The organism is Nocardiopsis mangrovi (assembly GCF_042653925.1).
In the GTDB taxonomy this organism is placed as follows: Bacteria; Actinomycetota; Actinomycetes; order Streptosporangiales; family Streptosporangiaceae; genus Nocardiopsis_B; species Nocardiopsis_B mangrovi.
Window position 1 is genome coordinate 78,629 of the sequence record NZ_JBHSFQ010000012.1, and the last position, 19,869, is coordinate 98,497.

Sequence of the window (19,869 nt, forward strand, 5' to 3'; positions counted from 1 at the left end):
TAGGATGCGCAGCATCCGCACGATCATCGATGCCGCGCGAGGTGGGCGTTTCCATGGCAGACCGCAAGCCCCCCGGCCGCTTCCCCCCCGACATCGACCTGAGCGTCCCCAGCGTCGCCCGGATGTCCGACTACATCCTCAAGGGCAAGGACAACTTCGAGGTCGACCGGGCCGCGGTCGATTCCCTGCTGGAACGCGTCCCGGAGATGTTCCGGTCCAGCTATGACAGCCGCGCGTTCCTCACCCGCGCGGTCGAGGCCGTCGCGGCGCGGGGCCTCGACCAGTTCCTCGACATCGGCGCGGGGCTGCCGACCACCGAGAACACCCACCAGGTCGCGCGCAGGGTCCGCCCCGACGCCCGCACCGTCTACGTCGACAACGACCCGATCGTCCTGGCCCACGGCCGGGCGATCCTCGCCGACAACCCCGGCACCGCGGTCGTGCTCGCCGACATCCGCGACACCGACGACCTCATGTCCCGCGTCGCCGCCACCCGGATCGTCGACCCCGACCGACCCGTGTGCCTGATGCTGGTGTCCCTGCTGCAGTGCGTCCCCGACGCGCACGACCCCTTTGATCTGCTACGGGACCTCCTGGGCCGGGTGGCTCCCGGGTCGGCGCTGATCTACTCGCACATGGTCTCCGACGACCCCGCCACGCGGGAGTGGCTGACCGGGAAGGTCCACTCGCTGGGAACCGCGTGGGGCCGGGTCCGCACGCCCGAGGAGGCCGGTGCGGCGTTCTCCGGCCTGGACCTGCTGGACCCGGCATCCGACGCGGGGGGCGGACGGGCCCGGCCCGTCGACTGCGCCACCTGGCGCGTGCCCGGCCGGCAGCCCGCCGACCGCCCCCTGGACCCGGCGCAGCGGGTGTGGGAGACCGCGGGCGTGGCCTTCGTGTACTGAGCCGGCGCCGGCCCCGCCGGTGCTAGCGCCCCGCTTCCCCGGGAGCCGCGGCCGCCGCGCGGTCCGCCAGGGCGCGCAGCAGCCCGACCGCACGTGGGCCTTCGGCCGCAGGAACGAACAGGTGGTCGTGGTGGTAGCCGGCCACCACGTTGCACGGCAGGCCGGCCTCGGCGAGCGCCCCCGACACCGCGTGGGTGAGCCCCACGGCGTCCAGGGCGGAGTGGACGCGCAGGGTGATCCAGGCGGCCACGTAGTCGTAGGGGAGGCCGGCGGCGTCGGCCTCGTCCTGGGCGCAGACCACTGTCAGCGCCTCGTCCTCGGCCACCGTGACCACCGGGCGCACCCCGGCGGGCGGCGCCGCCACGCGGGTGAAGACGTAGCCGCCGGGGCGCAGCCGCGGCTCCAGTGCGGCCAGCAGGCGGTCGAGGTCGCGTTCGGCGGGGCTCATGGGGCGGACTCTACCCGCCGGGTGACCGGCTTCCGGCCGCGGGAGCCCGGGAGGGCGGACGGGCCGCGAAGCGGCGAGCGCGCCCGGTCGGCGCCGGCGCGGCCGCCCCCGGCGGTCAGGGCGCGCCGCGGCCGAGGTCGGCGGGGCGGATGCGGAAGACCTGGAGCCGGCTGTCGTAGTACTTCTCGGTCTCGCCGACCCACTCCATCCCTATGCGACGGGCCGTGGCGATGGCGCGGGTGTTCTTCGGCCGCGCCACCGCGAAGAGTTCCTCGATGCCCTGGTCGAACGCCCACGCGCTGATCCGGCGGCCCGCCTCGGTGGCGTAGCCGTACCCCCAGGCGTCGGGGCGCAGGTGCCAGCTCAGCTCGAAGTCCTCCTCATAGGGCGGCAGCTGGCGCAGCGACAGGCCGCCCACCAGGAGGCCGTCCTCGCGGCGGACCACGGCCCAGCGGCCGGCGGGCGGGACCAGGTTGGGCTGGGCCTCGACCCAGGCGTGCAGGACCGACCGCATCGCCTCGACGTCGTGCACCGCCCGGATCTCGGGGGTCAGCCAGCGGGCGACCTGTTCGGCGCCGTACACCGGGAGGGCGGCCGGAGCGTCGGAGATGTCCCAGTCTCGGATGATGAGCCGGTCGGTGCGCAACTCCGGGGTCGAGGTCATATCCGGCATGCTAACCAACATCTGCGGATCCGATCCTCAAGACTCGGCAACGACGCACGAAACGACAGCGGGGGCCGCCCGGTCGCCCGGGCGGCCCCCGCCGCGCTAGGTCAGAATGTCAGGGTTAGAGGCCCTGGACGTTCTCGGCCTGCGGGCCCTTCGGGCCCTGCGTGATGTCGAACTCAACGCGCTGGTTCTCTTCCAGGTTGCGGAAGCCAGAGCCGCTGATGTTGCTGTAGTGCACGAAAACGTCGGGGCCCCCGGCGTCCTGCTGGATGAAGCCGAAGCCCTTTTCGCCGTTGAACCACTTGACGGTTCCCTGCGCCATGCGCGATCTCCCCATTCCGAAGATCAGTTCCGGACCCACACCCTGCGGTGTCCGGGGGTGCTGCGAACCTTCTTGGAACAGAAATGCCCGCTGGTCAAAAACTCCGCGGGCGATCACATGGGATCAGGCGAAATCAAGACTGTGCAACCCACCTGTGACGTTAGCACAGGCAACGGGACTTGGTCGTGTGCCGCACGTCACATTCGTCACTGTCGGTGCGGGTGGCGTGTACGCACGCACCTCCATGGACCCCACACCCGCGTTCACGACGTAGATCCGCGTTGTCCCCGACCGGCGACCGGGTGCGCGGCCCCGGCCGCCGCCCGGAAGGGAAACCTGTCTTGCCGGTGGGCGGACGGCGGCCTACGATCGGGGCACGAGGCCGCGAGATCGAGACCCCCCATTCTCCTCTGATCTCGACGAGGTGCCGATGTCCTCTGCCCGAAGCCTCTCCTCCCCGTTCCGCCGCGTCTCCGTGGTGGGTTCGGCCGTCCTGATCCTGCTGTCGGTGTTCCTCGTGGGCAACGCCGCCGCCCACGGCTCCACCATCGACCCGCCCTCCCGCAACTACGGCTGCTGGCAGCGCTGGGGCGGCGATTTCCAGAACCCCGACATGGCCACCGAGGACCCCATGTGCTGGCAGGCCTGGCAAGCCGACGTCCAGGCCATGTGGAACTGGAACGGCCTGTACCGCGAGCAGGTCGGCGGCGACCACGAAGGCGCGCTGCCCGACGGACAGCTCTGCAGCGGCGGCCGGACCGCGTCCGGGCGCTACGACGCCATGGACACCCCCGGCGCCTGGCAGACCACCGACGTGGCGAACGACTTCACCGTGACAGTGCACGACCAGGCGCTGCACGGCGCCGACTACTACCGCGTCTACGTCACCGAGCAGGGGTTCGACCCGCTCACCGAGCGGCTGGGCTGGGACGACCTCGAACTCGCCGGCCAGACCGGCGTGGTCGCCCCCGGCGCGGGCTCGCCGAGCACCGAGCCCGGCCTCAACGGCGTCTCGGTGGAGATCGACGTCTCCGCGCCGGGACGCAGCGGCCGGCACATCGTGTTCATGGTCTGGCAGGCCAGCCATTTCGACCAGACCTTCTACGGATGCAGCGACGTCAACTTCTCCTGACCCCTCCCCCTCCCCTGTGAACGCCCGGAGCGCCCCCCGCACGCGGGGGGCGCTCCTCTCGTGGACGCGGCCCGGGGAACGGCCCCGGTGTGCGGACCGCCGGGCTCCCGCCGGAGGCGGGACGGGGGGACCCGAGCGGGGGAGCCGGCCGTGGCGACGGGCCGGGAGGTTCATCGCCACGGCCGGGGATCAGGGACCGGTCAGGCCGCGGGGACCTCGGTGACCTCCACGACTTCAGCGGGGTCGCAGGCCGCGGCGACGGCCGTGAGGGCGTCCTGCTCGGCGGGGTCGGCCGCCAGGCCCCAGCGCAGCTTGACCGCCACCCACTCGCCGATGTAGCGGCAGTGGACCTCGGACGACGGCGGCAGCCAGTCGGCGGGGTCCTGGTCGGCCTTCGACCGGTTCACCGACGCCGTCACCGCGACCAGGGAGCGCTGGTCGCCCAGGTCGTTGGCGTAGTCGCGGCGCCGGTCGTCGTCCCACGCCGATGCTCCGCTGTCCCACGCCTCGGCCAGGGGGACGACGTGGTCGATGTCGAGGCCGCGCGCGACCGTGTGGGTGACGCCGTCGTAGTAGGAGTACCACTCCCCTCCCTGCAACTGGCAGCGGGCGTCCACGACCGGGGCTACCACGGCCTCCTCGATGAGCACCTCGTTGCGGGTGTTGCACCCGTCGCGGTCGGCGTCCACCCAGTGCCGGAAGGCGTCGCGCTGATAGCCGGTGCGGTCCTCCGTCACGGCCGGCAGCGCCGCCACCGCCTCGGTCAGGGGGAGGGTCAGGGTGTCGGCCTGCGCTGCGGCGGGGGTCAGCAGCACGGCTGCGGCGAGGGCACCGGCGGCGGCGACGGTCGAGAGACGCTTCACGCGTGCTCCATTCGGCTCGGCTGATTCGGCGTGCCGGATCGTGTCCGTGCGCGCACTCAGCGAAACCGCTCCCCGTTGTCCTCACGGCTGTGACCAGGCATGGAGGCGGGGCAGAGCCGTCGATAGCGGGGCATGGCGCCCCCGCCGCCGACAGCGGAGACCCGGGATTCGGCCGCGCACCCGCCGCCGTTCCCGTCGGGATGGAATACCCGCTCCGGGCGCCGTTCCGGGCCGCCGGAGCGGGTACCGCGATCCCGCCCCGGCCCGGCGCAGACTCCGGGGCCGGACGACCACGGGACATGGCGGCGGCCCCGCCGCGGCCTGTGCCGCGGTCAGCCGCCGCCCCCGTCCGCTCGGGCGAGTTCGCGCTCGTAGGCCTCCATCGTCGTGACGAAGGTGCGGCGTTCGGCCGGCGTGAGCGGCTCCAGCGCCACGCGCCAGGCGCGCGCGCCGTTGGACAGCCAGCCGTCGACCGCGGCGCGGCGGCGCTCGTCGATGGCGACGATGGTGCGCCGGCGGTCGGCGTCGTCCTCGGTGCGGGTGACGACCCCCTGGCGGCTGAGCTCGGCCACCATCAGGCTGACGGTGGCCGGGGCCACCTCCAGGCGCGCGGCGATCTCGCTCACGCCCAGCGGGCCGTCGAAGAGCAGGTAGGCGAGGAGGGAGAGGTGCCGGGGCGCGAGGTTCAGTGAGCGCAGCTCCTCTGGGGGCGGGGTGCGCTTGGCGCGCCCGACCATGCGCGGGGTGAGGAGCAGCAGCGTACGGATGCTCTCGTCGACGCCCATGCCTGCGTCGGGGGCGTCACGCGTTGACATACCTTTGTCTCCAAAGTAGTTTTCTCAACAACACAAAATATCTTTACTTGCAAAGCAAAGACACGAGGTGTGTCGATGCTATCCGCGTGCCGCCGCACGGTCACGGCCGTCGGCCCGCGCCGCGAGCGGCTCCGTCCGCCCGGGCCGCCGCACCCGGCACCGAACGACTCCGAGGACACCCATGGACGCGAACCGACGCGCGACCCGCCGCGCACCCGTCTCCCCAGGCGACGCGACCGCCGCCGCCTCCCCCGGCCCCGACGCCCCGACGCCCGCCTCCCCCGCGCCGGACGGCCCTGTATCCGCCCCCGGTCGGCACTCCCCCGACCCCGCGCGCGGCCGCGCCCTGGGCGCGGAGCTGGCGCGCATCCACGACGGCCTCCGCGGCGAGCTCGCGGCGGTTCGCACCGAAGTCGACGCGCTGCTGTCCGGCCAGGCCCCGGGCACGGCCGCGGGCCGCGCCCCCGACCTGCTGCTCCGGTTGCGCACCCACTGCCTGACGTTCTGCGCGTCCATGCACCACCACCATTCCCGGGAGAGCGACACGTTCCCGATCCTGGAGGCGCGGTTCCCCGACCTCGCGCCCGCGCTGGAGCGGCTGCGCGACGAGCACGTCGCCGTCGCCGCCATCGTCGCCGGCCTGGAGGAGACCGTGACGGGGCTGCGGGCCGGCGACGACCCCGGCCCGGTCCGCGCCGAGCTGGAGCGGCTCTCCGCCGAACTGGAGGCCCACTTCGCCTACGAGGAGGAGCAGATCTCCCCGGCGCTGGACTCACCGCTGCTCACCCTGCCCGGCCCCGGCCCCGGCGCCCTCCGGCCGTGAACCACCCCCGGCATCCCCGCGCCGCACGTCCCGACCGCGCCTACCCCCGAAGAGGATCCGGCACCATGAGCAACGACACGACCGGCGACGCACCGGAGGCCGCCGGGCCCACCGCGTCCCCCTTCAACGTCCCCGTCATCGAGGAGTTCCGGGCCAACGGCGGCCGCGTCGGCGGGATGTTCGACGGCGCCCCCCTCCTGCTCCTGACCCACACCGGCGCCAAGAGCGGGCGGCTTCGCGTCAACCCCCTGCGCTACATGTCCGACGGCGACCGCGTCGTGGTCTTCGCGACCAACGCGGGTGCCGCCGACGATCCCCTCTGGTACCGCAATGTCCTCGCGAACCCGAAGGTCACCGTCGAGGTCGGGGCCGACGCCTTCCCCGCGACCGCGATCCCCGCCCGGGGCGCGGAACGCGACCGCCTCTGGGCGCGGATCGAGGCCGAGGACCCCGCATTCGCCGAATACCGGCGCTCCACCGAGCGCACGATCCCGGTCGTCCTCCTCGAACGCGCCGGCTGACGACGCCCGGGCGGACGGTCGGACGCGGTGGCCTCAGCCCGTTGCGGGCAGGAGTTCCGCCGCCAGTCCGGTGATCCGGCGGCGGATCTCATCGCGGATCGGGCGCACGGCCGCCACCCCCTTGCCCGCCGGGTCGGGCAGGTCCCAATCGAGGTAGCGCTTGCCGGGGAAGATCGGGCAGGCGTCCCCGCACCCCATCGTGATGACCACATCGGAGTCCCGGACGGCGTCCGCGGTGAGGACCTTCGGCGTGGCGCCGGTGAGATCGATGCCGATCTCGGCCATCGCCTCCACCACCGCGGGGTTGACGTCGGAGGCGGGCGCGGATCCGGCCGAGCGCACCTCGATCCGGTCCGCGGCGAGGTGGCGCAGGAACGCGGCGGCCATCTGCGAGCGGCCCGCGTTGTGCACGCACACGAACAGGACGGACGGCGTATCAGACATCATCGGTTTCTCTCTGTGGGAAGAAGCGGCGGGCGGCCAGGGCGACGTGCACCAGGCCGATGAGGACCGGCACCTCGATCAGCGGGCCGACGACGCCGGCCAGGGCTTGGCCAGAGGCGGCGCCGAAGGAGGCGATGGCGACGGCGATGGCCAGCTCGAAGTTGTTGCCGGCCGCGGTGAAGGCCAGGGTCACCGCGCGCGGGTAGCCCATCCCCAGCGCGCGGCCCAGGACGAGGGAGCCGGCCCACATCAGGACGAAGTAGGCCAGGAGCGGCAGTGCGATGCGGGCCACGTCCAGCGGCCGGGAGGTGATCGCCTCGCCCTGGAGGGCGAAGAGCACCACGATGGTGAACAGCAGCCCGTAAAGGGCCAGCGGCCCCAGCCGCGCGAGCAGGCGTGTCTCGTACCAGTCGCGGCCGCGGGCCCTCTCCCCCAGGCGCCGCGTGAGGTATCCGGCCAGCAGCGGGATGCCGAGGAAGACGAGCACGGAGCCGGTGATCTCGACGGCCGACACGTCCAGCGCGGCCTGTTCCAGCCCCAGCCACCCGGGCAGCACCGAGAGGTAGAACCAGCCCAGCAGGCCGAAGGCCACTACTTGGAACAGGGAGTTGAGCGCCACCAGGACGGCGGCGGCCTCCCGGTCGCCGCACGCCAGGTCGTTCCAGATGACGACCATCGCGATACACCGGGCCAAGCCGACGATGATCAGCCCCGTCCGGTACTCCGGCAGGTCGGGCAGGAACAGCCAGGCCAGGGCGAACATCACCGCCGGGCCCGCCAGCCAGTTCACCGCGAGCGACGCCCATAGCAGCCGGCGGTCCCCGGTGACCGCGCCGAGCCGGTCATAGCGGACCTTCGCCAGCGCCGGGTACATCATCACCAGCAGCCCCAGCGCGATCGGCAGCGAGACGCCGGCGACACCGGCCTGCCCCAGGGCCGCGCCCAGGCCCGGCACGAGCCGGCCCAGGGCAAGGCCGAGGCCCATCGCCGCGAGGATCCACACCGTCAGGTAGCGGTCCAGGACCGGCAGCCGGCCCCCGGCTCCTGCCGGGGCCGCCGCGGCCGTGGCGGGGGCGGTCACCGCGCCGTCTCAGGGGCCCGGGGCACGGGTGCGCCGGCGGGGCGGGTCAGGATCGCGGCCAGCCGGTCGGTCATGGCGGGCAGCAGCCGGTAGTACACCCAGGTCCCCCGCCGTTGGGAGGCGATGAGCCCGGCATCGCGCAGCAGCTTGAGGTGGTGGGAGATCGTCGGCTGCGACAGGTCGAAGGCGGGCGTCAGGTCGCACACGCACACCTCGCCCCCGGCCCGCGAGGCGATCATCGACAGCAGCCGCAGCCGCACCGGGTCGCCCAGGGCTTTGAACACCCGCGCCAGGTCATGGGCCTGGTCCTCGTCCAGTGGAGCCGTCAGCAGACCCGGGCAGCAGTCCTGCACCGTGCCGGCGGGGGCGGGCATCCCGATCTCTTGTTTCGACATGCGTCTATGTTGACAAACTTCGATCCAGGACGCAACGCTGTATCGACGCCCGTCGATACATGACCCTGGAGGAACCCCATGTCCCGTGTCCAGCTCGCCCTCAACGTCGCCGATCTGGAAGGCTCTGTGACCTTCTACGCCAAGCTGTTCGGGGTCGAGCCCGCCAAGCGCCGCCCGGGCTACGCCAACTTCGCCATCGCCGAGCCACCGTTGAAGCTCGTCCTGATCGAGGGCGAGCCCGGACAGGACACCCGGCTCGACCACCTGGGCGTGGAGGTCGAGGCCCCCGCCCAGGTCGACGCGGCGACCGACCGCCTCAAGGGCGCCGGGTTGGCGACCTTCGAGGAGAACGACACGTCCTGCTGCTACGCCGTGCAGGACAAGGTGTGGGTCCACGGCCCCGGCCGGGAGCCGTGGGAGGTCTACGTGGTCAAGGGCGACAGCGACCAGAAGGGCGCGGCCCCCGCGACCGCCGTCGCGGACTCCGACCCCGAGGTCTCCGGCGCGGGCTGCTGCGCGGCGGACTAGGCACCCCCGCAGAAGCGGGCGCGGTGCGGGAGCCGGTTCCCGCACCGCGCCCGGACCCGCGGGCGCGGCGGAGCTCGGCCTGCTCACTGCGGATCGTGGCCGGTCCGGTCGGGCGGGATGCCGCTCCCGATGGCGGGCCGCCGGAGGCGAGCGGGTCCGCGGTCGCCGCGCACGGCCGGGGGGCGGGGAAGGCCATGGTCGCCCGCGGAGGAACACGCGTCGGAGGCGTCGGCCGGGCCGGTCCTTCTCCCCGTTCAGTCGGCCCCTGGAACAGCGCCTCGGCCCGCGCGGCGGGTACCGTGGCCCCATGTCGGGCGAGCAGTGGGTCACGTTCCTGGCCGCCGCGGTGGTGGTGGCCGCCTCGCCCGGCGCCAATCAGCTGCTCGCCCTGCACAACGCTCTCCGGCACGGTACCGCCCACGCCGTGGTCGCCCTCGCCGGCCGGTTCGCGGCCTTCCTGGCGCTGCTCGCCGCGACCGTCGCGGGGCTCGGTGCCCTCCTCCTGGCTTCGGAGACCGCCTTCACCGCGGTGAAGTGGTGCGGGGTCGCCTACCTCCTGTACCTGGGCGGGCGGATGCTCTGGCACAGCCGGGCCCCCTCGGCCGGCGGTACCGGCGCCGGCTCCGCCGCGCCGCCGTCCCCCGCTCCGAGCCGGTGGGACCTCACGCGGGGGGAGTTCATGGTCGCCCTGTCCAACCCCAAGGCGATGCTGCTGTTCGCGGCCTTCCTCCCGCAGTTCGCCGACCCCGCGGCCGGCGCGGTCGCGGGTCAGCTCGCGGTGCTGGGGGCCGCGTACATCGGGGTGGAGGCGGTCGCGGCGCTCGCCTACGCCGGAGTCGGGGGGCGGCTGTCGCGGTTCGACCTCACCGCCCGGGCCCGGCGGCTCATCGACCGCGCCACGGGAGCCGCCTTCCTCGCGCTGGCCGCCTCCCTGGCCACCGCACGCCGCTGATCGGGGACCGCCGGCGTCGGGCCGGCCGTTGACCCGCCGACCCTTCGCCGCTGCGAGCGCCGCCCCACCCGGGCAGGGTGCTCAGCGCCGGTACTCTCCCGCCATGTAGCGTTCGCGGCACAGCGAGCGCTGGAGCTTGCCGCTGGAGGTCTTGGGCAGGGTCGCCTTCGGGACCAGGACGAAGTCGTGCACCGCTATGCCGTGGTGCTCGGCCACCGCCGCGCGGGCGGCGGCGCGCACGCGCTCCGCCTCGGCTCCCTCCAGCGCGATGCCCGGGGCGCGCTCCGCGACGACGACGAGCCGCTCCCGCCCCCCGGCGTCCACCGGCACGGCGGCGATGTGCCCGCGCCGCAGACCGTCCGTCGCGTTCTCCACGCACACCTCGACATCGGCCGGGTGGTGGTTGCGGCCGTCGATGATGATGACGTCCTTGAGCCGGCCGACGACGAAGAGGTGGCCGTCGTCGGTGAACCCGAGGTCACCGGTCCGCAGCCAGTCCTGTTCGGGGGCGCCCACGAGGCCGCCCCCGAACGCCTCGACCTCGGTCTCCCGGTCCCCGTGGTAGCCGGCCGCGACGACCGGCCCGCGCACCCAGATCTCCCCCACATGGCGGTCGGCCAGCGCTATGCGGGTGTCAGGGTCGACGATCGCGACGTCCTCTCCCCAGGTGACCCCGCAGGAGACGACCCCCCGCGCTTCGCCGGGCGCGTCGGCCGGCGCCGGCACCGCCTGTCCCTTGGCCAGTTCGCGGCGGTCGCAGGAGAAGATCCGCGGCTGCCGTTCCGGCGGGGTGGCGGTGACCATGATGGTCGCCTCGGCGAGCCCGTAGGAGGGGGCGTGGGCGCCCGGCCGGAACCCCAGGGGCGCGAACGCGTCGGTGAACCGGCGCAGGCTCCGCTCCCTGACGGGTTCGCTCCCGTTGACCAGCGCGATCACCGAGCCCAGGTCGAGATCGGCGAGGTCCTCCCGCGACGCCCGCTCCACGGCGTCGGCGCACATCCCCAGGGCGAAGTCGGGCCCCGGGACGAACGTCGCGCGGTACCGCGACATGAGCCGCGGCCAGCGCAAGGGGTGCTGGACGAAGGCCATGGGGTCGAGGGCGACGACGTGCGCCCCGACGGCCAGCGGGATGGTGACCGCGCTGGCCAGGCCGAAGTCGTGGAAGAACGGCAGCCATGTCGCCGACACCGACGTGTGGTCGACCCGGAAGGCGGCGGAGCACTGGTCGGCGGTGTGAGCGAGGTTGGTGTGGGTCACCCGGACGCCGCGCGGCCGGGCGGTCGAGCCGGAGGTGTACTGGAGGTAGGCGAGGGTGTCGCCGGGCGGGTCCCCGGGTTCCCACGAGCCGGCGCCCCCTCGGCCGATCGAGGTCGCGTCCAGCACGGCCGGGACCTCCGACAGGCCGGCCTCGCCCAGGTAGCCCCCGATCGCCTCGGCCAGCACCCCGTCGGCGAGCACGGCGACCGGCCGGGCGTCGGCGAGCAGCGCGTTCAGGCGGTCGTTGGGCCGGAAGGGGTGCGGTGGGTGCAGCGGGACCGCGCACACGCCCGCGAAGAGGCACCCGAGGAACGCGGCGACGTAGCCGTGGCCCTGCGCGCACATGATGGCGACCGGGTCGCCGGGCGCGCAGGCGGCGCGCAGAGCGACGGCCACCTCGCGGGCGCGCCGGTCGATCTCGGCGTAGGTCCAGGTGGTCTCGTGTCCGGCGGGGTCCGCTGAATAGTCCGCGAACGTCATGGCCGGGGCGTCTCCGCACCTGCGAACGTGCCCTCGGAACCGCGTGATGAGCTGCGGTGGGGTCGGGTGGGCCGGCATGCCGGTGGTCGTCCTTTCGTGACTGCCCGGCACCTGCGGCGTGTCGGTGCACGCGCGGGACCGGGGTGGTCGCTGTCGATACGGGGGCGGCCGGGCAGGGAAGGGCCCGGTGCCATGGGCCCGGCGCGGGAGGGGGTCCGGCTCGGGCGGTGAAGGTGGGCGGCGCCGGAGAGGGGCGGGGTGCGGGGATGCGTCCCGGGGCGGGGACGGATCGGCACCGGGCCACGGCGGCTCGATGGTGGGACGGCGGCGCCTGAGGGGACGCCGGCAGAAGCGGGTACGGGGACGCGCCCCGCGGAGGCGGTGGCAGGGAGCGCGCGCACATGGCCCGGCGCGGATGTCGGCGGTCGTGCCCCGCCCCGTCGCGACCCGCCGCCGGGAGGCGGCGCCGTGTCCTCCGGAGTCCGGCCCCCGCTTTCGCCGGAGCATCCCGCGGGCGCGCGCGGCCGACCCGCACGGCTCCCGGGATCGGGCGGGGGCGGGGCTCATCGCGGCCCCCGCTTCGTCAGGACGGCGGCCACGTGATCGGCGAGGCCGCCCAGGGTGCCATCGGCCCATACGAGCTTGGCCGGGACCCGCACTCCGAGGCGCTGTTCGACGCGCGTCCGCAGCTCCAAGGCACGCAGTGAGTCGACGCCGAGGTCGGTGAGGCGGGCGTCGCCGCCGATGTCGCGTGCGGTGACACCGAGGATGTCGCGCAGCTGGGCGGCCAGGTGCTCGGTGACCAGTTCGCCGGCCCGCGCGACCCCGGCCGCGCGCACGCGTTCCAGGAACCCGGTGTCGGTGCCGGCCTCGGCGTGTGCCGGGCCGGAGCCGTCGCCCACCAGGTCGGCGAAGTACGGGGAAGCCACGGCGTGCGGCATGGTCGTACGCCACAGGTCCACGTCGGCCGGGAGGTAGCCGGTGCAGGTGCGGTCGTGGCGGAGCAGCCGGTCGACCGCCGCGATCCCCTCGTCGGGGGTGATCATGGTGTGGCCCTGACGCGCCATGTGCGCTCCGGCGCCGAGGCCGGCCCAGGCGCCCCAGGCGATGCTGGTGGCGGGCAGCCCGTTGGCGCGCCGCCAGGTGGCCAGCCCGTCGAGCCAGGCGTTGGCCGCCGCGTAGCCGGCCTGCCCGGGCGGTGCGACCAGCGCCGCGGCCGACGAGAAGGCCAGCCACCAGTCGAGGTCGCGGTCCGCGGTCGCCTGGTGCAGCCGCCAGGCGCCCTCGGCCTTGGCCCGCCAGGCGCGGTCGAGGGTGGCGTCGTCGAGCAGGGCGACGGTTCCGTCGGCGATGACGGCCGCCGCGTGCGCGGCACCGCGCAGGGGCACGCCATCGGCCTCGGCCTCGGCCACCAGCCGCTCGGCGGTGCCGGGTGCCGCGATGTCGCCGGGCACGACGCGCACGTCGGTGCCCGCGGCGCGCAGTCGCGCGACGGCCGCCGCCGCGGGCCCGGGCGCGGAGCGTCCGTTGAGGACGACCCGGGTGGCGCCGTTGCCGCCGAGGTGGGCGGCCAGGCGCAGCCCGATCCCGCCCAGCCCCCCGGTGATGACGTAGGCGCCGTCGCGCACGACGGGCACGTCGGCGGGGTCGGCGACCGCATCGGGCGGGCCGTCGGGATCGGGCAGGGTCAGGACCAGCTTGCCGGTGTGGGCCGCGGCCGCCATCGTGCGGAACGCGTCGGCCGCCTCGGCCAGCGGACGGGCGGTGACCGGCAGCGCGGGGAGGCGTCCCGCGGCCAGCTCCGCGGCCACTTCGGCGATCAGTTCGGCGAGCAGGTCGGGCCGGTCGGCGGCGATGCGCGCAAGGTCCACGCCGGTGAAGGAGATGTTGTTCCGGAAGGGGGCGGGGTCGATGCCCGCCCCGGAGTGGAGGTCGCGCTTGCCGATCTCGACGAAGCGGCCGCCCACCCGCAGGGCCGCCATGCCGGCCCGCTGCGCGCGGCCGGTGAGGCAGTTGAGGACCACGTCGACCCCGGCGCCGCCGGTGATCTCCCGGGCCTGTTCCGCGAAGCCGAGGGTCCGGGAGTCCATGACGTGTTCGACGCCCATGGCCCGGAGCAGGTCCCGTTTGGCCTCGCTGCCCGCGGTCGCCAGTACCCGGGCGCCTGCGGCGCGCGCCAGGTGCAGTGCCGCGAGGCCGACGCCGCCGGTCGCGCAGTGGATGAGGACGGCTTCGCCGGGGCGGGGCCGCGCCAGGTGCCGGAGCGCGTACCAGGCGGTGACGTAGGCGCAGGGCAGCGCGGCGGCGTCGGTGAGGTCCAGGTCGGCAGGGAGTGGGATGACGGCGTCCACCGGGACGGTGACGTGCCCGCGCAGCGCGCCGTCGGCCATCAGGGCGACCCGGTCGCCGGGCGCGAGTCCGTGCACGCCGGCCCCCACGCGTTCGACGGTGCCGGCGGCATCGGCGCCGAGGGGGCGCGTCCCCGGATACACCCCCATGGCCTGGAGGACGTCGGCGTAGTTGAGCCCGGCGGCATGGACGCGAACCTCCGCCTCCCCGGGCGCGGGCGCGCGGCGCGCGGAGACGGCCGGCTCCAGGCTGGCGAGGTCGCCGGGGGTGCGGACGCGCAGGGCCACGGTGGAGCGGCCGGGGGCGCAGCGGGTGCGGCGACGCTCGTCGGGGCCGAGCGGGGCGCGGCGCAGCCGGGCGGTGTAGCGGCGCCCGGCCCGCAGGGCGACGTCCGGGTCGGCGTGCGCGGACAGGATCTCCTCGGCGACGCGGGCGGGCGGGGTCGCGGAGTCGGTGTCGATGTGGACGATGTCGAGTTCGGGGTGTTCGTGGCCGGCGGCGCGGGTGAGGGCGCGCAGCGGGGCCTGGTCGGCGGCGCTGCCATCGCCCGGCAGGACGGGGCAGGCGTCGGTGGTGACGACGACCAGCCGGGGCAGGGGCCCGTTGTCGCCTGCGAGGAGGTGGCGCAGCAGCCGCAGCACCGTGGTGACCCGCTCACGTGCGCGCCGGGGGTCGGGCACCGGGCGGGGCGGGGCGGCTACGACGACGATGCCCCGCAGGTGGCCCGGGTGGTCGCGCAGGATGTCGGGGAGGGTGTCAGGGAGGACGCCGTCGGCGGCGAGGGCGACGGTGGTGGCCGCTCCGCCGCTGCCGGTGATCCGCGCCGCGATAACGGACGCCGACAGCGCCCCCGCCTCGGCGAGCACCACCCACGCGCCGGGCGGAGACGCGACGGCACCGGCGAGGGCGTTCCCCGCCGCCCGGGAAGCCCGGCCCGCCCCCGGTCCCGCGGACACCGCGTCGCCGCCCCCGGAGGCCGGGCGCCCGGCGGACGCGGGGCCGTCGTGCACGGGAAGAGTCGCGGACGCCGTGCCCGGATCACCGGGCACCGGCAGCGCACCGGCCCAGGAGGCGGCGGTCATCTCCGGCAGCGGCCCCGAAGCCCGCTCCCCGCAGCCGACGCGACCGATCACGCCGACGGCCTCCATGGCCCCCGCGGCCGCGAGATCGGCGACGCGCGGACCGGCACCGTCCACCGACAGCGCGGCGGACACGACGCGCGCGTCGGCCGAAGGCGCGGAAGACCGTCCGGGACGGACGCCCGCGGCTCCATCAGGGGTACCGGCCACCTCCTCGACAGGGGCGGTCCCCGTACCGTCGGCGACGTGGGCGACAACGCCGACGACACGACCGTCCACGCCATCGGCCGCCACCGGCACCCGCGGAGCCGAGCACTCCACAGAAACGGAACCGACACCCTCCCCCGACCGGCCCGCGGAGACCACCCGCGCGTCCACCGAAGGAACGGAGTGCGCCCCGCGACGGACGCCCGCAGCCCTACCGGGAACACCACCCGCGGCCGCCCCCTCGACAGGGAAGGCGTCCGTACCGTCCGCGACGTGGCCCGCCACGCCAACGGCACGGCCGGCCTCGATGTCGGCCGCCGTCATCATCCGAGGAGCCGCGGTATCACCGGCACCGTCCGCCGAGAGTACGGCGGGCACCGTCCGTGCGACGGGCGGGGGCGCGGAGGGCTCTCCAGAGCAGGACCCCGCTGCGCCGGCAGCGGCGCCGACTGCGGGTGCGGTCTCGGTGTCGGTGGTGGTGCCGTCCGTGAGGTGGGCGGCGCAGACACCGGTCTCCGCCGCCGCCGGGCCGGTGGTGGGGTCCGCGTGACTCGGGGACGGGGTTTCCGACCAGACGACGCGGTGCAGGCGCTCGGCGAGCCGGGGGTGGTCGTCGGTGTCGACGACGATGCGGACGTCGTCGGCGTCGAGGAGCGGCGTGCCGTCGGCCGATCGAAGGCGGAACCGGCCGGTCACGCCGCCGGATGGGTCGCGGCGGCCCTGGACTTCGCAGTGAGCACCGGTGCCGATCGGGCCGTGCGGCCGGATCCTGCCGACGGCGTTGGGCAGGCCGACACGGCAGTCGGGCGTCCGGTCCAGCAGCGGAGCGGCGAAGAGCTGGAGGCAGGCGTCCAGGAGCAGGGGGTGCACGGTGCAGGTGTCGCCGGCGGCGCGAGCCGCGTGGGCCACCGCCAGCCTGCCCTCGGCGGCGGCGGTGTCCGAGGAGGCTCCGGCGGGCATCCGCACCCCGCGGACGCCGCGGAAGAGGGGGCCCAGGCCGATGGGGGTGCGGTCCAGGAGACGGTAGAACTCCTCGGCCGTGAGTTCGCGGCCACCGTCCCCGTCAGCGCCGCCACCATCGCCATGAGCGTGGACGCCGTTTCCGTCGGAGAGGGCGGCGTCCCGGCCGGCGCGGCCGCTGTCCCGGTCCGGACGGGTACCGTCCACGTCGGCGTGAGCGCCGTTCCCGCCAGGGCGGGCATCGTTCCCATCAGCGCCGGCGCCGTTCCCGTCGGGGCGGGCGGTGTCGGAGGGCTCGGGGTAGAGGGCGGAGCGCCGGGTGGTGTGGTGGAGGCGGGCCGAGGCTGTGCGGACCCACTCGGTGCCCTCCTTGGCGAAGACGGAGAACGCCGCGGTGTCGCCGACCGGGTCGAGGTCGGCGCGGGTCGACAGCAGGGTGTGTTCGTCGACCGCGAGGAACGCCTCCAGTTTCAGGCCGGTGACCTCGATGTCGGCGGGGCCGGCCGCGAAGACGGTGCGGGCGGCGGTGACCGCCATCTCGACGTAGGCGGCCAGGGGCAGGAACACCACGCCGTTGAAGCGGTGGTCGGCGAGCCACGGGAGTTCAGCGGTGCCGATGTCGGCGTTCCACACGTGGCGGCCGTGGTCGTCCGGCAGGACGGTGTGTGCGCCGAGGAGCGGGTGGCCGGGGGCGCCCCCGTACCCGGCTTCGGCCGGAGGCAGCAGGAACGTGCGGTGGTCCCAGGCGCTGGGCGGCAGGTCGGCGTGGGCGCCGCCGGGGTGAGCGCGCTCCCAGTCGACCGGGCTTCCGGCGCAATGGAGGGCGCCGGCCCGGGCGCGCAGCGCGGTGGGGCCGTCCTCGTCGCGGCGCAGGGAGGGCAGCGCGGTGACGGTCCGCCCGGCCTCGCGGGCGGTGGCCTCGACCGCCCGGGTCAGCAGCGGGTGGGGGGCGAGTTCGACGAACACGCGGTGGCCGTCGTCGGCGAGCGCCCGCACGGCGGAGTCGAAGCGCACGGGGCGGCGCAGGTTGTCGGCCCAGTACGCGGCGTCGAAGGCGGGTACGGCGCGGGGGTCGGGACCGACCGTGCCGTAGCACCGCACGGCGGGGGTGCGGGGCCGGACCTCCGACAGCGCCGCGGTGATGGAGTCGAGGAGGGGGGCGACCGCGGGCGAGTGGGAGGCGACGTCGACGGCCACCCGGCGGGCGGGGGTCCCGCTGTCCTGCCAGATACCGATCAGCCGGTCGACCTCGGCGGGCGGCCCGGCCACCACCGTGGATTCCGGGGAGTTGCGGACGGCGACCACGACACCGGTTGCGCCGCCGGCGACCGTGCCCTCCCCCTCCTCGACCGGAGACGCGTCGGCGACCACGGCCCCGGTCCCGCCGCCGGCGATCCCGGGCTCCACCTCGCCGCCCGGAAACCCGTCGGCGACCGCGGGTCCGGCGCCGGCGCGGGCGAGCGTGCGCTCGACCTCGTCGCCCGAAAGCTCGACGGCGGCCATGGCGCCGTCGCCCGGGAGGGCCGCCAGCAGGGCCGACCGGCGGCAGATGACCCGGACGCCGTCGGCGAGGGTCAGGGCCCCGGAGACGACGGCGGCCGCGGCCTCGCCCATGGAGTGGCCGACGACGGCGCCGGGCTCGACCCCGTGGGACCGCCACGCGGCGGCGAGCGCGACCTGGAACGCGAACAGGGTCGGCTGGACGCGGTCGATGCCGACGGCGGCCTCGCCGCCCGCGAGCGCCTCGCGCACCGAGAACCCGGATTCGGCGCGCACGAGCGGGTCGATGGCGTCGACGGCCGCCGCGAACGCGGGCTCGCCGCGCAGGAGCCCGGCGCCCATCCCGGCCCACTGCGACCCCTGCCCCGAGAACACCCACACCGGCGGGCGTTGCGCTCCGACGGGGGCCGTGCCGCCGGCGGTGCCCGCCGCCGGATCGCGGTCGCCCCCGGCCGCGGCGCGCAGCCGCCGCGCGAGCCCGGCGTGGTCCCCGGCGACGACGGCGATGCGGGCGGGGCGGTGGGTCCTGCGGCGGGCCAGCGCGTGCCCGATGTCGGCCAGGGGGACGTCGGCGCCGTCGGTCTCGGCCCACGCGGCCAGGCGCAGGGCGGTGGCGCGGGCGGCCGCGGGGGTGCCGCCCGAGAGCGGGAACACGAGGGGCGCGCCCCCGGCCGCCGCGGCCGGCGGGGTGCGGCGCCGCGCCGGGGGGCTCTCGACGACGGCGTGGGCGTTGGTGCCGCTGATACCGAAGGAGGAGACGGCCGCCAGCCGCGCGGCCCCCGGGGCCGGCCACGGGACCGGCTCTCCGGGGACGAACAGCCCGGTGCCCTCGGCGGCGATCTCGGGGTTCCAGCGGCGGAAGTGCGGGGTGGGCGGGACGACGCCGTGGCGCACGGAGAGCACCGCCTTGATGAGCCCGACGATGCCGGCGGCGCTTTCGGTGTGGCCGAGGTTGGCCTTGACCGAGCCCAGGGCGGTGCGGCGGTCGCCGCCCCCGGCCCCGTAGACCGATGCGAGCGCGCCGAACTCGATGGGGTCGCCGAGCGGGGTGCCCGTGCCGTGTGCCTCGATCATGCCGATGTCGTCGGGGGCGCTGCCCGCCGCGGCCAGCCCCAGGCGCAGGACGTCGGCCTGGGCGAGCGGCGACGGGGCGGTGAGTCCGTTGGACCGCCCGTCCTGGTTGAGCGCCGATCCGCGCAGCAGCGCGTGGACGGCGTCGCCGTCGCGCAGGGCGTCGCCCAGCCGCTTGAGCACCACCGCCCCGCAGCCCTCGCTGCGCACCAGGCCGTCGGCGTCGGCGTCGAACGGGCGGCATCTGCCGGTGGGCGAGAGCATGCCCCAGCGGGAGAAGGAGATGCTGACGCCGGGGTCGAGGATCAGGCTGACCGCGCCGGCCACGGCGGTGTCGCATTCGCCCGAGCGCAGGCTCTGCGCCGCCAGGTGGACCGCTGTCAGCCCCGAGGAGCAGGCGGTGTCGACGGCGAGGCTCGGGCCGTTCAGGCCCAGCAGGTAGGAGATGCGGCCCGCGGCGACGGCGTGGGAGTTGCCGGTGGGAGCGTAGGTCTGGACGGCGTCGTCCCCGGCGCGCACCGCCGCGCAGCGCAGGGCGTAGTCGATGTGGGACAGACCCGCGAAGACGCCGGTGCGAGTGGCCTCCAGCGCGCCGGCCGGGAGACCCGCGTGTTCCAGGGCCTCCCAGGCGACCTCCAGGAGCACGCGCTGCTGCGGGTCCATCGCCGTGGCCTCGGCGGCGGTGATTCCGAAGGACGCGGCGTCGAACCCCCCGACGTCGTCGATGTAGCCGCCGGCGCGGGAGGCGACCCGCCCGGGCACCCCGGGTTCGGTGTCGTGGTGGCGGGCGGCGTCCCAGCGGTCGCGGGGGACCTCGCCGATGGCGTCGCGGCCGTCGGTCAGCAGCCGCCACAGCGACGCGGGGGAGCCCGTTGCGCCGGGCAGGCGGCAGGCCATGCCGATCACCGCGAGGGGTTCGCCCCAGGAGGGCGCGAAGCTGGAATTCCCGGTTCGCGCGGCACGGGCTCCACGACGGGCGGGTCCGGCGCGCTCGGGGTCGCCGGCGCGGGTCGGGCTGCTGCCGGTCATGTCGGTGGTGCTCCGTTCGCGATGGGCGGGGGCGACGG

16 protein-coding genes are annotated in these 19,869 nt (G+C 75.5%); 6 read left to right on the forward strand and 10 right to left on the reverse strand.

All coding sequences use genetic code 11. From position 1 onward, the window contains the following. Positions 1 to 53 precede the first annotated feature (53 nt). Positions 54 to 905 carry an SAM-dependent methyltransferase gene (locus ACFO4E_RS14195; protein WP_378574700.1) on the forward strand — a complete coding sequence of 284 codons (852 nt, stop codon included), beginning with the start codon at positions 54 to 56 and terminating at the stop codon, positions 903 to 905. Positions 906 to 927: 22 nt separating this feature from the next. Here ACFO4E_RS14195 and ACFO4E_RS14200 read toward each other — a convergent pair whose 3' ends face one another. From ACFO4E_RS14200 to ACFO4E_RS14210, 3 genes are all read right to left on the reverse strand, one after another. Continuing rightward, a complete protein-coding gene (locus ACFO4E_RS14200) occupies positions 928 to 1,353 on the reverse strand; it encodes an ACT domain-containing protein (RefSeq protein WP_378574702.1) in 426 nt (141 codons plus the stop codon). Positions 1,354 to 1,468: 115 nt separating this feature from the next. After that, positions 1,469 to 2,017 carry a GNAT family N-acetyltransferase gene (locus ACFO4E_RS14205; protein ID WP_378574704.1) on the reverse strand — a complete coding sequence of 183 codons (549 nt, stop codon included), beginning with the start codon at positions 2,015 to 2,017 and terminating at the stop codon, positions 1,469 to 1,471. A 124-nt stretch (positions 2,018 to 2,141) separates the two neighbouring features. Continuing rightward, positions 2,142 to 2,345, reverse strand: coding sequence for a cold-shock protein (locus ACFO4E_RS14210; RefSeq protein ID WP_378574705.1), 204 nt, complete (start codon positions 2,343 to 2,345; stop codon positions 2,142 to 2,144). A gap of 430 nt (positions 2,346 to 2,775) precedes the next feature. On the opposite strand from ACFO4E_RS14210, the gene ACFO4E_RS14215 reads away from it, so the two are divergent. Further along, entirely contained in the window at positions 2,776 to 3,477 is a 702-nt protein-coding gene (locus tag ACFO4E_RS14215; RefSeq protein WP_378574707.1) for a lytic polysaccharide monooxygenase auxiliary activity family 9 protein, read from the forward strand. A 200-nt stretch (positions 3,478 to 3,677) separates the two neighbouring features. On the opposite strand, the gene ACFO4E_RS14220 is transcribed toward ACFO4E_RS14215, so the two are convergent. Both ACFO4E_RS14220 and ACFO4E_RS14225 read right to left on the reverse strand, forming a co-directional pair. Continuing rightward, positions 3,678 to 4,340, reverse strand: a complete 663-nt coding sequence (locus ACFO4E_RS14220) for an HNH endonuclease family protein (protein ID WP_378574708.1) — start codon at positions 4,338 to 4,340, stop codon at positions 3,678 to 3,680. A gap of 332 nt (positions 4,341 to 4,672) precedes the next feature. Next, positions 4,673 to 5,155 carry a MarR family winged helix-turn-helix transcriptional regulator gene (locus ACFO4E_RS14225; RefSeq protein ID WP_378574710.1) on the reverse strand — a complete coding sequence of 161 codons (483 nt, stop codon included), beginning with the start codon at positions 5,153 to 5,155 and terminating at the stop codon, positions 4,673 to 4,675. Positions 5,156 to 5,336: 181 nt separating this feature from the next. Here ACFO4E_RS14225 and ACFO4E_RS14230 point away from each other — a divergent pair, with 181 nt between their 5' ends. Further along, positions 5,337 to 5,978: a hemerythrin domain-containing protein gene (locus ACFO4E_RS14230; protein WP_378574712.1), complete on the forward strand. Its 642-nt coding sequence runs from the start codon at positions 5,337 to 5,339 to the stop codon at positions 5,976 to 5,978. 65 nt (positions 5,979 to 6,043) lie between these two features. Then, complete coding sequence (locus tag ACFO4E_RS14235) at positions 6,044 to 6,499, forward strand: nitroreductase family deazaflavin-dependent oxidoreductase (protein ID WP_378574714.1); 456 nt, start codon at positions 6,044 to 6,046, stop codon at positions 6,497 to 6,499. Positions 6,500 to 6,532: 33 nt separating this feature from the next. Here the strand turns inward: ACFO4E_RS14235 and ACFO4E_RS14240 are convergent, their stop codons facing one another. From ACFO4E_RS14240 to ACFO4E_RS14250, 3 genes are read right to left on the reverse strand one after another with little or no spacing between them, the layout of a single operon-like run. Beyond that, the gene (locus tag ACFO4E_RS14240; RefSeq protein ID WP_378574716.1) at positions 6,533 to 6,946 is read right to left on the reverse strand and encodes an arsenate reductase ArsC; all 414 of its coding nucleotides are present in this window, start codon (positions 6,944 to 6,946) and stop codon (positions 6,533 to 6,535) included. After that, a complete protein-coding gene (arsB, locus tag ACFO4E_RS14245; protein WP_378574717.1) occupies positions 6,936 to 8,024 on the reverse strand; it encodes an ACR3 family arsenite efflux transporter in 1,089 nt (362 codons plus the stop codon). The genes ACFO4E_RS14240 and arsB overlap by 11 nt, the downstream gene beginning before the upstream one ends. After that, positions 8,021 to 8,419, reverse strand: coding sequence for an ArsR/SmtB family transcription factor (locus ACFO4E_RS14250; RefSeq protein ID WP_378574719.1), 399 nt, complete (start codon positions 8,417 to 8,419; stop codon positions 8,021 to 8,023). Before ACFO4E_RS14250 ends, arsB begins: the two co-directional genes overlap by 4 nt. A 78-nt stretch (positions 8,420 to 8,497) precedes the next feature. Between ACFO4E_RS14250 and ACFO4E_RS14255 the strand changes: the two genes are divergently transcribed. Together ACFO4E_RS14255 and ACFO4E_RS14260 are read left to right on the forward strand one after the other, a co-directional pair. Next, positions 8,498 to 8,947 (forward strand): ArsI/CadI family heavy metal resistance metalloenzyme, encoded by a 450-nt coding sequence (locus tag ACFO4E_RS14255; RefSeq protein WP_378574721.1) that lies wholly within the window; start codon positions 8,498 to 8,500, stop codon positions 8,945 to 8,947. Positions 8,948 to 9,254: 307 nt separating this feature from the next. After that, positions 9,255 to 9,899: a LysE family translocator gene (locus ACFO4E_RS14260; RefSeq protein ID WP_378574723.1), complete on the forward strand. Its 645-nt coding sequence runs from the start codon at positions 9,255 to 9,257 to the stop codon at positions 9,897 to 9,899. A gap of 81 nt (positions 9,900 to 9,980) precedes the next feature. Here ACFO4E_RS14260 and ACFO4E_RS14265 read toward each other — a convergent pair whose 3' ends face one another. Beyond that, entirely contained in the window at positions 9,981 to 12,272 is a 2,292-nt protein-coding gene (locus ACFO4E_RS14265; protein WP_378574725.1) for a fatty acyl-AMP ligase, read from the reverse strand. Beyond that, complete coding sequence (locus tag ACFO4E_RS14270) at positions 12,200 to 19,831, reverse strand: SDR family NAD(P)-dependent oxidoreductase (protein WP_378574727.1); 7,632 nt, start codon at positions 19,829 to 19,831, stop codon at positions 12,200 to 12,202. Before ACFO4E_RS14270 ends, ACFO4E_RS14265 begins: the two co-directional genes overlap by 73 nt. Between the last annotated feature and the right edge of the window lie 38 nt (positions 19,832 to 19,869).

What these genes read in the sequence shown, in the direction of transcription:
- ACFO4E_RS14195 (WP_378574700.1), top strand. Translation starts at nt 54, where the DNA reads ATGGCAGACCGCAAGCCCCCCGGCCGCTTCCCCCCCGACATCGACCTG.
- ACFO4E_RS14260 (WP_378574723.1), top strand. Translation starts at nt 9,255, where the DNA reads ATGTCGGGCGAGCAGTGGGTCACGTTCCTGGCCGCCGCGGTGGTGGTG.
- ACFO4E_RS14205 (WP_378574704.1), bottom strand. Translation starts at nt 2,017, where the DNA reads ATGACCTCGACCCCGGAGTTGCGCACCGACCGGCTCATCATCCGAGAC.
- ACFO4E_RS14225 (WP_378574710.1), bottom strand. Translation starts at nt 5,155, where the DNA reads ATGTCAACGCGTGACGCCCCCGACGCAGGCATGGGCGTCGACGAGAGC.
- ACFO4E_RS14200 (WP_378574702.1), bottom strand. Translation starts at nt 1,353, where the DNA reads ATGAGCCCCGCCGAACGCGACCTCGACCGCCTGCTGGCCGCACTGGAG.
- ACFO4E_RS14255 (WP_378574721.1), top strand. Translation starts at nt 8,498, where the DNA reads ATGTCCCGTGTCCAGCTCGCCCTCAACGTCGCCGATCTGGAAGGCTCT.
- ACFO4E_RS14230 (WP_378574712.1), top strand. Translation starts at nt 5,337, where the DNA reads ATGGACGCGAACCGACGCGCGACCCGCCGCGCACCCGTCTCCCCAGGC.
- ACFO4E_RS14265 (WP_378574725.1), bottom strand. Translation starts at nt 12,272, where the DNA reads ATGGGCCGATGGCACCCTGGGCGGCCTCGCCGATCACGTGGCCGCCGT.
- ACFO4E_RS14240 (WP_378574716.1), bottom strand. Translation starts at nt 6,946, where the DNA reads ATGATGTCTGATACGCCGTCCGTCCTGTTCGTGTGCGTGCACAACGCG.
- ACFO4E_RS14250 (WP_378574719.1), bottom strand. Translation starts at nt 8,419, where the DNA reads ATGTCGAAACAAGAGATCGGGATGCCCGCCCCCGCCGGCACGGTGCAG.
- ACFO4E_RS14270 (WP_378574727.1), bottom strand. Translation starts at nt 19,831, where the DNA reads ATGACCGGCAGCAGCCCGACCCGCGCCGGCGACCCCGAGCGCGCCGGA.
- ACFO4E_RS14235 (WP_378574714.1), top strand. Translation starts at nt 6,044, where the DNA reads ATGAGCAACGACACGACCGGCGACGCACCGGAGGCCGCCGGGCCCACC.
- ACFO4E_RS14215 (WP_378574707.1), top strand. Translation starts at nt 2,776, where the DNA reads ATGTCCTCTGCCCGAAGCCTCTCCTCCCCGTTCCGCCGCGTCTCCGTG.
- ACFO4E_RS14210 (WP_378574705.1), bottom strand. Translation starts at nt 2,345, where the DNA reads ATGGCGCAGGGAACCGTCAAGTGGTTCAACGGCGAAAAGGGCTTCGGC.